Below are 13,105 nucleotides of genomic sequence, written 5' to 3' on the forward strand. Positions count from 1 at the left end.
GACGCCCTTGCGGGCGTCGCCAGTGGTCGGGGAGGATAGGCACGCGCTAGGTAGAAGGATTAGACGGCATTCGCCGTATGGAGCTGCTGGATTCCGTCCTTGGTGTAGCCAAGCTCGGACAGCACCTCTTCGGTGTGCTCGCCGAGCAGAGGCGATCCCGTGATCTCGATCTTCATGTCGGAGAATTTGATTGGGCTACCGACCGTCAGGTATTTGCCGCGTACCTTATGGTCGACCTCGGCAATCGTGCCGCTCTCGCGCAGCGACGGATCGACGGAGAGCTCCTTCATCGACAGCACCGGCGAGCAGGGGATGTCGAATTTGCGCAGGATGTCGACGGCTTCGAACTTCGTCTTGTCGGCAAGCCACGCCTCGATCGTTTCGAAGATTTCGACGATATGCGGTTGTCGAGCCCGCGCTGTCGTATAAGCCGGATCGGTCTTCCATTCGGGCTTACCGATAGCGTCACAGATCGGCTCCCACGCATGGCCTTGGATCGTGAAGTAGATGTAAGCGTTGGGATCGGTCTGCCAGCCCTTGCACTTTAGAATCCAGCCTGGCTGACCGCCGCCGCCAGCATTACCGCCGCGCGGAACGACGTCACTGAACGAGCCGTGCGGATACTGCGGATATTCCTCGAGATAGCCGACCCGGTCTAGGCGCTGCTGGTCGCGCAGCTTGACGCGGCAGAGATTGAGCACGCTGTCTTGCATGGACGCCGCAACCTTCTGGCCCTTGCCGGTTTTGTCGCGCTGGCGAAGCGCGGTCAGGATGCCGATAGCGAGATGCATGCCGGTGTTGCTGTCGCCGAGTGCAGCGGCGCTGATGGTCGGCGGGCCGTCCCAGAACCCGGTCGTCGAAGCCGCGCCGCCCGCGCACTGGGCAACGTTCTCGTAAACCTTGAGATCATCGTAGTGGTGGCCGTCGGAGAACCCCTTCACGGAGGCGAGGATCATCTTCGGGTTGAGTTCGAGAATGCGCTTCCAAGTGAAGCCCATGCGATCGAGAGCACCGGGACCGAAGTTCTCGACCATCACGTCGGAGACCCTGATCAGCTTCTCGAGGACTTCCTTGCCCTCGGGCTTTTTGGTGTCGAGCGTCAGCGATCGCTTGTTGGAATTCAGCATCGTAAAGTAAAGCGCGTCGGCCTCCGGGATGTCGCGAAGCTGAGCGCGTGTCACGTCGCCTGAGCCCGGGCGTTCGACCTTGATCACGTCGGCGCCGAACCAGGCAAGGAGCTGCGTGCATGCGGGCCCTGCCTGCACGTGGGTGAAGTCAATGATCTTGATGCCTTCAAGAGCTTTGGTCATCGGTGCGTATCTCCTTGGTAGACAAGTTTCTTGGAATGACCCGGATGATCCGGACCTATTTCTTCTTCAGGACGCTTTGCGGATTGAGATTGCCGATACGGCCGCTCTCGGTGCCGGCTGCGGGATCAATGAGCGCGTTGATGAGAGTGGGCCTGCCGCTGTCCATCGCGGTGTCGACGGCACGCTTCAGTTCGTCGGGTGTCGAGACCGTCGCGCCGACACCGCCGAAGGCTTCCATCATCTTGTCGTAGCGCGAGCCCTTGACGAAGACGGTCGTTCCCGGGTCACGGCCCGTCGGATCGACGTCGGTTCCGCGATAAATGCCATCGTTGTTGAAGACGACGATACACACCGGCAGCTCGTATCGGCAGATGGTCTCGACCTCCATGCCACAGAAGCCGAAGGCGCTATCGCCTTCTATCGCGAGCACGGGCTTCCCGGTCTCGATGGCGGCCGCAACGGCGAAGCCCGTGCCGATGCCCATGATGCCCCAGGTGCCGACATCGAGGCGCTTCCTCGGCTGGTACATGTCGATGACGCCGCGTGCGAGATCGAGGGTATTCGCGCCCTCGTTGACGAGGATCGCATCGGGCCGTTCTTTGATGACCGTGCGAAGTGCGCCGAGCGCACCGTAGAAGTCCATCGGCGACTTGTTGTTCATCAGCCGCGGCGCCATCTTGGCGATATTCTCTTCCTTCTTGGCCTTGACCGCGCTGATCCATTCGGCCGGCGGCTGCTGCCATCCGCCTTCGATGCCATCGAGCAAGGCAGCGACGCACGAACCGATATCGCCGACCAGCGGCGCGGCGATTTCAATATTCGAGTCCATTTCCCTGGGCTCGATGTCGATCTGAATGAATTTCTTCGGCGCATCGCCCCAGGTCTTGCCCTTGCCGTGCGACAAGAGCCAGTTGAGCCGGGCGCCGACCAGCACCACGACGTCGCTGTCTTTCAATACCGTCGACCGCGCCGCACCGGCGCATTGCGGATGCGTATCGGGGAGCAGGCCCTTGGCCATGCTCATCGGCAGGAAGGGAATGCCGCTCTTTTCGACGAACGAGCGGACCGCGTCGTCCGCTTGTGCATAGGCGGCCCCCTTGCCGAAAATGATCAGCGGGCGCTTGGCGCTTCTCAACACATCGAGCGCGCGGTTGACGGCGTCCCTGCCCGGAATCTGGACCGGTGCAGCATCGATGACCTTGACGAGCGACTTTTGTCCCGTCGTCGCGGCCAAAGTCTGAGACAGCAGCTTGGCGGGAAGATCGAGATAGACGCCGCCCGGGCGCCCCGAGACTGCGGCGCGGATCGCCCGCGCGACCGCGATGCCGACGTCGGCGGCGTGCAGAACGCGAAAGGCCGCCTTGCAGAGCGGCTTGGCGATTGCGAGCTGATCCATCTCCTCATAGTCGCCCTGCTGCAGATCGACGATCTCGCGTTCGGACGAGCCGCTGATCAGGATCATGGGGAAGCAGTTGGTCGTGGCGTTCGCCAAAGCCGTGAGGCCATTGAGGAAGCCGGGAGCTGAAACCGTAAGACAGATGCCCGGCTTCTTCGTCAGGTAGCCGGCGATCGCGGCGGCGTTGCCTGCGTTCTGTTCGTGGCGAAACGAGATCACGCGCATTCCCTGGGCCTGCGCGAGGCGACCGAGATCCGTGATCGGAATGCCCGGCACGCCGTAGATCGTGTCGATGCCATTGAGCTTCAGCGCGTCGATGACGAGATGAAAGCCATCCGTCAGCTCGGATACTTCCGTCACCGCCGGCGTGGCGGCCGCCGGCGCCTTAGCCTCGATGCCGAGTGGATACGCGGCCGGCACGAAGGCCGGGGCCTTGTCACCGGACGCTGGCTTCGAGATGCCGAGCGGGTATGACGCAGGAAGATAAGCGGGGGGTGTAGATGCGGGAATTGGCGCGGAAACGGATTCCTCCACGCTTGCCGAAGCAGATTTCCTCGGAATCATCGCCGTAAGAATGTTCATGGCATTCCTCCCTTTTTTGGACGTGTTCCTGCCAGTCGAGACCTGAAGAATTTCCGCGACGACGGTCGCGGGCCCTTGCTGCTTGCTCGCTTCTAGGCACGTGGTCTTTGTTATCTGGCATATGATATACCAGATACGCAGACGGACGCAAGGTTTCGGTGGGCGTACGCCGTGGAAAATTTGCGATCGTTTTGGAGAGAGGCCTGTTGACCGTCAGACCCACACGCGCCTGAACCGAGCGGGGCTATGCTTCGGCGTAAACGCCCAGTCCGGATGCCGCCCCAGCGCGATCGCGCGGTGGGCACGAGGCACGGCAACCAAGCAATTCACCTGATTTGATTTTTTCTTGGCAACGGCTCTGATCGTAGGGGGTGCGCACGACCGCTGTCTCCGATGATCACTCGCGCAAGGATCGTCTTTCGATCATCGGGAGCGGCAGTGAAATTTTCGTCCGCGCTTAATCGAAAATGCCTTCGCTGTGCTCTTCGACGTATGCCGCAAGGCCCAATGTATGGTCACGCGCCAACTTTTCGGCGAGTTCCGTATCGCGCTTTTCCAGAGCTTCGATGATTTTGAGATGATCTTCGATGGAGCGCGCCGCGCGGTCGTCGCGTCCGATCGTTATTTGCCTGATGCCGCGCACGTGCAGCAGAAGATTCTCGGTCATCTCGGCAAGAAGCGCGGAGCCGGTTAATTCTATGATCGTTTGATGGAAGCGGATATTTGCCGTCGAATATTCACTGAGAAAATCCTCGGGCTTGTGGCTCGAATTGAATTCTCTGAAAAGCAATCGCAGCCGCGCGATATCGGCATCGCTGGCGCTTTGCGAAACAAGGCGCGCCGCCATGCCCTCAAGCGCCGCCCAAACTTGAATCATTTCGATGACTTCGCGTTTGGTCTTTTTGATAACCATGATCCCGCGGCGCGGCATCGATTTTACGAAGCCCTGCTGCTCAAGCATGAGGATCGCTTCGCGCACCGGAGTCCGGCTCACGCCGAGTTGTTCCGACAATTGGCGCTCGTCGAGCCACGCCTGCTCGGGCGAGCTGTAAATGTCCATGTCGATGATGGCGCGCTTGAGAGCCTTGTAGGCTTTGGCCTTATACGTTTCCTCTTGCGCAAAAGGCTTAAGGACAAGATCCGGCGTGGACGTTTCAGCGAGCGCCCAGCTTGCTCGTGCTTCGGCTTTTTCAGCCACGGTTTTCTCTCTTTCCAAACGCGTCGCATACGATTCTGGTATACTATAGACCAGCGCGGGACCATATCCCAATCGGCTGAGCCGCTATCTTGTAGCGGCTGAGTATCGCAGGAGAGCGTCAGGCTCCGAGTAACGATCTAGAGAGCTGCCCGCCGCGAGAAGGTGGACGCGACGGTCACCCTTCTCGCAGTTTCGACGGGCGTGGCAGATGCCGTTGTGGCCTAAGGCAACCCAGCGCGTCAGAAGTTAATCTTCATGCCGCCGATGACTTGCTGGAGCGCATGAATATCCGTTGCCGTTGAAGCGCCTGCCAGCGTCACGTCACCGTCGACGTGCTGGTAGACGAGGTAGAGAGTCGCTTGCGCGGCTTCGATGCTCTGAGCCGCGCCGACGGCCCAGAAATCAACGTTCGCACCGTCGGTGACCAAGGTCGGGGCCCCCGTCGTGCCGCTGATGCCGACATTCGATCCCGCTTCGTCACGCCGGTACTCGCCGAAGAGGTTGGTCTTTCCGAGCGCAAACCATTTGTTCTCGATACCGCCTTGGATGAACCAAGTCCGGGAATCCTTGTCGACCAGAGCGGCATTGACCGCGGCGTTTTTCGAACCGTCGTTCTGGTCGCCGTAACCGGCATACGCGTAGAGACCAGTTGGCGTGTGTTGGACGAAGGCCGCCACACCCCACCATTCGCAATCGATGGCGTTGTCGGGCGACGACGTCGAGCCGTGGCAAGCCGAACCGACACCATCGCCTGAAGCGCCGTAGCCAACTCTGGCGTTGAAGTCGAAGTCGTTGAACTTGTTCTTATAGACGAGGGCCATGTCCCACATATCGTCTTCGCCCCACGTCGTCGCGATGCTGAAGCCGGCGAAGGTCGGAGTGTCGTAGCGAACGATGTTGCGGCGGCCGCTGTCTCCGGGCGTCGAGTTGGTAAAGCCACGCAGCACGTCGCTCCATTTCAGTCCGGCACCCGAACCGATGGTGCCCCCTGACTTGTCGCGAAGAAAGAAGGGCCGCGCATAGTCGGGCGCGCCTTCGGCATCGTAGAAGTTTCGCGTCATGGTCGTGTCTGCGTCGTCGAGCAAGTGATATGTCGCGGTGCTATCCTGTCCGACGGTCAGCTTGCCGTAGGTACTGCTCTTCAGGTACCAGCTACTTTTGCGAACCAAGAGCGTGTTGTTCGAGGGCGAACCGTCAGGATTGTCCTGATTCCACGCCGTCGAATTGCCACCCCAGACGCCGATCTCAAGCACATAGCCCGCCGACCAGTCGGGTGTAATCTTTGCTTCGCCGACGAAGCGGAAGCGCGATTGCTCGACGGGGTTCGTGCCGACGTAGGTGTTGGATTCAGAGCCGTCATCGAACCAAAGTACGTTTTCGTTGACCCAACCGGATATCGTTAGACTGACTTTCCGGTTGCCTTTGCGCGCCGTCGTTGCTTCGAGTTCCGCAACGCGTTCTTCGAGATCGGCGCAACAATCTCCCCCGAGATCCGCAGCGGTCGCAGGCATCGCCCAACCGCCAATTAAAAGTGCCGCTGTCGCGTATCGCCACGCGCCCATCATTCCCGATGCGAGTTTCATTTGGTTTCAGTCCCCCAACTGCTTGACCGGATTTATGTGTTTTCAATTGCGGATGGCGGCAATTCACCGCCATCCGTCCGCGTCTCTGGAGAGATCAGGCCAGGACGCGTCCTTCCTGGATTCCGTTCTGGCGAACGACGCCTGCTCGCCAGGGCTTCAGGACCGCGATCGCGAGTACCGAGGCTAGAATGTTGGCGCTGGCGGCGATGATCAGCACGGCGTCCCAGGAGCCTGTCGATTCCTGCAGCGTGCTGGCAAAGGGAACGAGCAATGCGGCTGTGCCTTTTGCGGTATAGAGCAGGCCGGCGTTTGTGGCGGCGTACTTGCTGCCAAACGTATCCGTACAGGTCGACGGGAAGAGGCTGTAAATCTCACCCCAGGCGAAGAACACGCAGCCGCTCAGGATCACGAACCAGATCGGATCGTGACCCCACAAGTGAAGCAAGTAGATGCCGACGCCTTCCATCGCGAAGGCAATAAACATCGTGTTCTCGCGGCCGATATGATCCGAAACCCAACCGAAGAAGGGCCGGGTCAAGCCGTTGAGAATTCGATCGATCGTCGCGGCGAACGTGATGACCGTCATCGTGAGGCCGAACAACGTGACAGGAACTTTGTCGATGCCGAAGTCGAGGGCGATCGGCTTCAGATTGGCTGTCGCCATGAGGCCACCGGCACCGACGATGACAAACATGAAGTACATGAGCCAGAATATCGGCTGGCGCAGCACTTCTGTCGGTGCGTAGTTTCGCTTCGTCTGGAGGACATTCTGGTTGGTGGTGACTTCCGGTACCTGGCCACGCTTCGGCGACGCCATCAGCATCGCGAAGATCATGACGACCAAGCCTTGACCCAGTCCGAAATAAAAGAATGCATGCTGGAAGCCGTGCGTGCCGATCATCCATTGGATGGGCGCGACGGTGAGAGCGGAACCGGCACCGAAGCCAGCCGCAGTGATACCTGCCGCAAGACCACGTTTGTCCGGGAACCATTTCAGAGCATTGCCGACGCAGGTACCGTATACGCCGCCCGCGCCGATACCCGCCAGGATCTGGCCCAGATAGAACATGGGCAGTGTTTCGGCGTAAGAATTTACGATCCAACCGACGCCGCAAAGAAAGCCGCTGAATAAGACCACGCGTTGTGGACCATACTTATCGACGAACCATGCTTCGACGGGCACGAGCCACGTCTCGGCCAATACAAAGAGCGTGAAAGCCCATTGGATCGCGGCGCGATCCCAACCGAATTTTTGTTGGATGTCTGGGACGAAGAATGTCCAGCCGTATTGCAGATTGGCGATCATCACCATGCAGACGACGCCGATTGCGAGCTGGCGCCAGCGGTAGCTGTCAGCTACCGGTTGAACACCAATTTCTCCTTGAGTTCCTGCCATTTACTTCCCCCTTGTGTTGTTGTTGGAGGTTGTTGAGGGTTGCCGAAGTCTAAGATGTCACAGCGTCATTCTGGTATATTGAATACCAGAAGGCAAGACGGGAAATCTCACGGCAGGTGTTTTCGGCTCAGAAATTGGATTGAAATGGCGTGCGCGATGGACGTCAAAACGCCGGCCGCCGGTTTTGCAATAAGCTCATAAGTCACGACTATCCGCCGCGAACTCATTTGAGGCCGCGCAGCCCAAAAAAAACTTCAAAAAAAATTTGGAATCTACTGCGGGGGGTGAGCAAAACGCCCACCTCGCCCCGCCGTGAAGCGGTTGGATTGCGGTTAGGCGGCTGCTTATGCGCGTGCGGATAACCGCTCGTTTCCGGCTATCTGATGTTGAAGCAGCCGATTCGCTCAGCACACGTCGAAATGGAATGCGGGTCCGAATAAAATATGGGCCGGCGAGAAATGCCGCCGGCCATCAGTGCTCGTTCATCACAGTCCGAATGGTTCAACCGAACCATTGCGCCTCTGGATTTCAGCGATCTTCTCCAGAAAGGCCGAGATTGCGGCCCAAACTCTGGAAGACAACGAACGCTGTGCGATGGTGCGGCGCAATACAGTGGCAGTCATGATTTCTATCTCCTCAATCGCCGTCAAAGGCTCCTACCGGCCTGAACTCACGAGTGGTATTTAACATACCAGATACGGTATTTCCAGTTTTCTGCTGCATCGCAGCGATGCGCTGAATGCATGAGTTCAGACGATTGCCCCGCGAAAATGTAGGACCAAACGTCGCGTCTCTGTTTGACAGTCTGGTATTTGGTATGCCAGATTTGATGTGCGGCGGCTTGGCCATTCCGATGAAAGCGGCTGGGCGCACACGACGCTTCGCAAGGGACTCCTCGCCCCAGGTGCGAATGCCGGTCCAACAAGAAGAAGACGACCTAGGAGGAAGACCCGATGGGCAAGGCGCTTGAAGGCGTTCGCATCCTGGACTTCACACACGTGCAATCTGGCCCGGCCTGCACCCAGCTTCTGGCGTGGTTCGGCGCCGACGTCATCAAGGTCGAGAAGCCCGGCATTGGCGACGTGACGCGCACGCAATTGCGTGACGTGCCCAATGCCGACAGCCTGTACTTCACGATGCTCAACCACAACAAGCGGTCGATTACGCTCGATACCAAGAACCCCGAGGGCAAGGCCGTACTTGAGGAACTCATCCGGACTTGCGACGTGCTCGTCGAGAACTTTGCTCCCGGCGCGCTCGACCGAATGGGGTTTTCCTGGTCGCGCGTCCAAGAGCTCAATCCGCGCATGATCGTTGCCTCGATCAAAGGTTTCGGGCCGGGTCCGTATCAGGACTGCAAGGTCTATGAGAACGTTGCGCAATGTGCTGGCGGCGCCGCCTCGACAACTGGCTTCGATGATGGGCCGCCGTTGATCACGGGAGCGCAGATCGGCGACTCGGGCACAGGCCTTCATCTCGCACTCGGCATCGTCACGGCACTGTTTCAGCGTACGGTCACGGGCCGCGGACAACGCGTCGATGCCGCCATGCAGGACGGCGTGCTGAACCTCTGCCGCGTCAAGCTCCGCGACCAGCAACGCATCGAGCATGGTCCGCTAACCGAATATCCGCAGTATCCCAACGGCACATTCGGCGACAGCGTGCCCCGCGCGGGCAACGCCTCGGGCGGAGGTCAGCCGGGATGGATTCTCAAGTGCAAAGATTGGGAGACCGACCCCAACGCGTACATTTACTTCATTACGCAGGCACCGGTTTGGGCCGACATCTGCAAGGTGATCGGCAAGGAAGAATGGATCGCTCACCCCGATTATGCGACGCCGGCCTCGCGCCTGCCGCGCCTCAAAAGCATTTTCTCGACAATCGAGGAATGGACGGTGACCAAGACCAAATATGAGGTCATGGCGATCCTCAATACCTACCACATTCCATGTGGGCCGATCTTGTCGATGAAGGAAATCGCAGAAGATCCGTCGCTGCGGCGGACCGGAACCATCGTCGAAGTCGATCATCCTATTCGAGGCAAATATCTGTCGGTGGGCAATCCGATCAAACTGTCCGATAGCCCCACCGAGGTCGAGCGCTCTCCTCTTCTCGGCGAGCACACGGAAGAAATTTTGCGGGACGTGCTCAAGCTCGATGAGCGTCGCATTCGCGAGATCGAAGCGAGCGGCGCCCTCGGTGAGTGGGTTCCGATCGCCGCCGAGTGACCGTCTGCAAGGACTTGGGCGGTGGAAGTACGTCCTCCGGACTTCCGCCGCCGCTTTCGAGAGCCGTCATCCGCACGCCGAGCTTACTTTGCCTCCATGAATTTCATCAACGACAGGCCGCAGCGGAGTAACGAATGACCATCGTCTGCAACGGCAGAAAGCACGAAGTTCATAATCTCGCCCTGTCGCAAATTCTCATCGAGCTCGGCTACGGACAGTTAACGATCGCGACGGCCGTCAACGGGCGCTTCGTGCCGGTACGGAAACGCGCTTCTGTTTTATTAAAGGAAGGCGATATGCTCGAAGTCGTGGCGCCTAGGCAGGGCGGCTGAGAAAGAGATAGAGGCATGTGCATCGCATTACGACACTGACGTCAAGGCAGCCGTCGACAACCACCGGCTAGACGGTTCTGAAGCGTGACTCCTGCAGGTCGACCTCACGGACCAGCATCCGGGTGAGGTCGTCCGTCAGCTTGCCGGTACGAGCAAAGCGATAAAGCTCATCGCGTTCGGCATTGAGGGCGACAAGGCGCAATTTTCGCTCGATTTCATCGATTTTGCGGGCGAGATCGAGGTCTTTGCGTTTGGTGGACCGCACCTCGATCCGCTCACGGTAATTCGCGGCGATCCGGGTGCCGGCTTGCACGTAAAGATCGGCGTCATGTCCTTCCTTTTCCGCCTCGTGAAGCTTTCGGTCGATCGCCGCGATCGCGGCTTGCGCCGCTGCGAGGCGTGCGTCGTCCTCCTCCTGCTGACTCGTCGTCTCAGGAGGCAACCGGACGCCTTTCATAAGATAAGGCAGCCCGACATTCGCAGCGATCAAAGACACCACGATCGTGCCCGACGCGAGAAGAATGGCGAGATCACGCGCGGGAAAAGCGGATCCGTCCAGCAATGTCAGAGGGAGCGTCATCACGCCGGCGAGCGTCAACGCGCCACGCACGCCACCCAACGACGTGACGGCTATCAGGCGCCAGCCGGGCGACTCGAGCTTTTGCCCGCGGCGTGACGAGCGAAATAAGATGAGACCGAGCGAAGTCCACGCCCAGAGAAACCGCAGAGCTGCTAGAACGCAACTGATGGCCAAAATATAGACAAGCAGCCAAAGCTCGTCTCGATGCCCGGTATCGCGGACGACCCGTCCCGCGCCGGCGATGATGCCGGGAAGTTGCTGCCCGAGAAGCACGAAGATCACGCCATTGCCAGCGAACTGGACGGCATCCCACACCGCAGCGCGGCGAATGCGCGTAACCGCCAGGGCTCGGCCGGTGCGCTCCTCATAGCTCATCACGATTCCGGCGGCGACGGCCGCCAGGATTCCCGACGCATTCAGATGCTCGGCCAAGACGTAGACGGCGAATGGAATGAGCAGGCTGATCAGGATTTGCGACCCCGTCTCCTCGCCGAATTGTTTCGAGATCCAATCCTTTGCCGTGTTCGCCAGCATGGTTGCGGCGACGCCGATCGCCGTTCCGCCGATCGCGAGCCAAAGAAAGGTTCCGGTCGCGTCGACAATCGAGAAGGTTCCGGTGAGCGCAGCGGCGACCGCAAAGCGCATGCACACGAGGCCCGAAGCGTCGTTGAGGAGCGACTCCCCTTCGAGAATATGAATCAGTCTTTTGGGGATGGGCGTGCGCGCGGCTATGGCGGAAACCGAGACGGCATCGGTCGGAGACAGAACCGCAGCAAGTGCGAAGGCAATTGCCAGCGGCATGGCGGGAATCATCCAATGAATGAAAAACCCGGCGCCGACGACCGTGAACAGGACGAGACCGAAGGCGAGCGCCAAAATCGTCCACCTATCCCTAAAAAGGCCTTGCTTGGGAATGCGCCAGCCATCGAGGAACAGCAAAGGCGCAATGAAGAGCAGCAAGAACACCTTCGGATCGAGCGCGATGTGGAAGTCGAGCGTCGAAGCAATCAATGCACCGAGCGCTATCTGAACCAGGGGAAGCGGCAATGAAATCGGCGCTGCGCGTTGGATCACGCTGCTTACGACGACCGCAGCCAGAAAGAGCAAAATGATGATGACGACTTCCAATGCGGACTCCAACGGACTTGACGGCGCTTCTCTAGCGAACGGGACAGAAGCAAGGCGCTCAATGATCGATTTCGCGCTGAAATAGCGCTGTTTCGCTCAGGGCTGATACCACGGAGGCGCGCATGATGCGGCCTAGGTATCTTTGCCCACCTAATACGTCAGAAGCGCTGGTGGTCACGGTCCCGCGCCGTGCACCCCACGGGCTCTTCTCAACGTCGTCGCGGCGTGGGAAGCGATTCCGACGAGGGCGGGAACAATGCTGTTATGAATGAATGGCCCAACCTTCGGGACAGCCAATGATTGGGTGTACGACGCGTGGGAGGCCGGTGCACGGCCTCCCACGATCGAACGTCGTGTCTTTATTTCTGTCCGATGACCGGAACTTCAGGATTAAGGCCCGCAAGATAAGTGGCGACCGGTTTGAAGTCGTCCTCGCTCAACGACCTCATGAGCGCCTGCATTGGAGGGAAATTCGCTCGCTCGCCAGAGTGGAAATCCGTCATCGTCTTGACGAGGTATTCTTCCTGCTGGCCGCGAAGGCTTGGCCTGACGTAGTCACCCTGGAAATGGTCCTGGTGGCAGCCTCTGCAATTCACTTGGCCGATGATGTCGATCGCCTTGGCCTTTACATCTTCGGTGGCCGCCGGCTGGCCGAGGTTGGGCCACGTCCGCTTGGAATAATACGTCGCGAGAGCTTCCATATCGGTTCTCGTCAATGAATCGACGATCCCCGCCATCGTTTCGTTCTTGCGATGGCCGGTTTTGAAATCCCAAAGCTCTTTCAGGATATATTCGCGACGCTGCCCCCAGATGACCGGAATCGTCTTGTCAATCGGAACACCGGCTTCGCCATGGCAGCCGGAGCAGACCTGCGCGGTATCCTCGACCGAATCGGCAAGCGCTGAGCGCGGCGCCGAGACGAGTGGCAGCGCTATCATCGACGCCGCCAAGGCCAATTTCGATAAGCGAGAGAGTGAAGAACGAATCGGGCGCGCATGAAGCGCTTCGGGATAATTCAGCCAACGGGTGAATGCCATCATCTGCTGTGTGTGACCGCCGATCGGCCATCCTCTTTTTGCGAGTGTTTGTGAGCACCTTATAGACACAGTTTATCGCGCTGTCGCCAGGTGGCCAGGAATTGTTGGCGGTTGCGTGCAAAGGCGTTCCGGCACCGTCATCCCCGTGCATCACTGGAGTCCACGCCCCCCGGCGCGGCTTGGCGCCTATTGCTCCGGCTTAGGGCGCGATGCCGTTTTTTTTCCCATATTTCGAAAGACCGCGATGTGGAAAAAATTGGCAGGGCTACCGCCTGAGATGCGAGTTCCGGCTCGCCGCTTGCGTTCACCGTCGCCCTACCCGCTCGGCACGCCGA

General features: G+C 59.3%; 10 protein-coding genes. 2 read left to right on the forward strand and 8 right to left on the reverse strand.

Translation table 11 applies throughout. The features are described 5' to 3' along the window. Nucleotides 1-59 precede the first annotated feature (59 nt). The 6 genes from frc (WC811_RS08150) to WC811_RS08175 form a co-directional block, all read right to left on the reverse strand. Complete coding sequence (gene frc, locus WC811_RS08150; protein WP_372642863.1) at nucleotides 60-1,310, reverse strand: formyl-CoA transferase; 1,251 nt, start codon at nucleotides 1,308-1,310, stop codon at nucleotides 60-62. Nucleotides 1,311-1,365: 55 nt separating this feature from the next. Beyond that, nucleotides 1,366-3,288 carry an oxalyl-CoA decarboxylase gene (oxc, locus tag WC811_RS08155; RefSeq protein ID WP_372642865.1) on the reverse strand — a complete coding sequence of 641 codons (1,923 nt, stop codon included), beginning with the start codon at nucleotides 3,286-3,288 and terminating at the stop codon, nucleotides 1,366-1,368. A gap of 457 nt (nucleotides 3,289-3,745) precedes the next feature. Further along, nucleotides 3,746-4,486, reverse strand: a complete 741-nt coding sequence (locus WC811_RS08160; protein WP_372642867.1) for a GntR family transcriptional regulator — start codon at nucleotides 4,484-4,486, stop codon at nucleotides 3,746-3,748. 239 nt (nucleotides 4,487-4,725) lie between these two features. Beyond that, entirely contained in the window at nucleotides 4,726-6,069 is a 1,344-nt protein-coding gene (locus tag WC811_RS08165) for a porin (protein ID WP_372642869.1), read from the reverse strand. Nucleotides 6,070-6,163: 94 nt separating this feature from the next. Next, nucleotides 6,164-7,465: an oxalate/formate MFS antiporter gene (gene oxlT, locus WC811_RS08170; protein ID WP_372642871.1), complete on the reverse strand. Its 1,302-nt coding sequence runs from the start codon at nucleotides 7,463-7,465 to the stop codon at nucleotides 6,164-6,166. A 485-nt stretch (nucleotides 7,466-7,950) separates the two neighbouring features. Then, a complete protein-coding gene (locus WC811_RS08175; RefSeq protein ID WP_372642874.1) occupies nucleotides 7,951-8,088 on the reverse strand; it encodes a hypothetical protein in 138 nt (45 codons plus the stop codon). Between the two features lie 330 nt (nucleotides 8,089-8,418). Between WC811_RS08175 and frc (WC811_RS08180) the strand changes: the two genes are divergently transcribed. Continuing rightward, nucleotides 8,419-9,693 (forward strand): formyl-CoA transferase, encoded by a 1,275-nt coding sequence (frc, locus tag WC811_RS08180; RefSeq protein WP_372642877.1) that lies wholly within the window; start codon nucleotides 8,419-8,421, stop codon nucleotides 9,691-9,693. Between the two features lie 134 nt (nucleotides 9,694-9,827). Further along, complete coding sequence (thiS, locus tag WC811_RS08185) at nucleotides 9,828-10,025, forward strand: sulfur carrier protein ThiS (RefSeq protein ID WP_372642879.1); 198 nt, start codon at nucleotides 9,828-9,830, stop codon at nucleotides 10,023-10,025. A gap of 67 nt (nucleotides 10,026-10,092) precedes the next feature. Here the strand turns inward: thiS and WC811_RS08190 are convergent, their stop codons facing one another. Both WC811_RS08190 and WC811_RS08195 read right to left on the reverse strand, forming a co-directional pair. Further along, entirely contained in the window at nucleotides 10,093-11,733 is a 1,641-nt protein-coding gene (locus tag WC811_RS08190) for a Na+/H+ antiporter (RefSeq protein WP_372642881.1), read from the reverse strand. 359 nt (nucleotides 11,734-12,092) lie between these two features. After that, nucleotides 12,093-12,671 (reverse strand): cytochrome c, encoded by a 579-nt coding sequence (locus tag WC811_RS08195; protein WP_372642883.1) that lies wholly within the window; start codon nucleotides 12,669-12,671, stop codon nucleotides 12,093-12,095. Nucleotides 12,672-13,105 lie beyond the last annotated feature (434 nt).

The organism is Hyphomicrobium sp. (assembly GCF_041659645.1).
Classification (GTDB): Bacteria; Pseudomonadota; Alphaproteobacteria; order Rhizobiales; family Hyphomicrobiaceae; genus Hyphomicrobium_B.

What these genes read in the sequence shown, in the direction of transcription:
- frc (WP_372642863.1), bottom strand. Translation starts at nt 1,310, where the DNA reads ATGACCAAAGCTCTTGAAGGCATCAAGATCATTGACTTCACCCACGTG.
- oxc (WP_372642865.1), bottom strand. Translation starts at nt 3,288, where the DNA reads ATGAACATTCTTACGGCGATGATTCCGAGGAAATCTGCTTCGGCAAGC.
- WC811_RS08165 (WP_372642869.1), bottom strand. Translation starts at nt 6,069, where the DNA reads ATGAAACTCGCATCGGGAATGATGGGCGCGTGGCGATACGCGACAGCG.
- oxlT (WP_372642871.1), bottom strand. Translation starts at nt 7,465, where the DNA reads ATGGCAGGAACTCAAGGAGAAATTGGTGTTCAACCGGTAGCTGACAGC.
- WC811_RS08175 (WP_372642874.1), bottom strand. Translation starts at nt 8,088, where the DNA reads ATGACTGCCACTGTATTGCGCCGCACCATCGCACAGCGTTCGTTGTCT.
- frc (WP_372642877.1), top strand. Translation starts at nt 8,419, where the DNA reads ATGGGCAAGGCGCTTGAAGGCGTTCGCATCCTGGACTTCACACACGTG.
- thiS (WP_372642879.1), top strand. Translation starts at nt 9,828, where the DNA reads ATGACCATCGTCTGCAACGGCAGAAAGCACGAAGTTCATAATCTCGCC.
- WC811_RS08195 (WP_372642883.1), bottom strand. Translation starts at nt 12,671, where the DNA reads ATGATAGCGCTGCCACTCGTCTCGGCGCCGCGCTCAGCGCTTGCCGAT.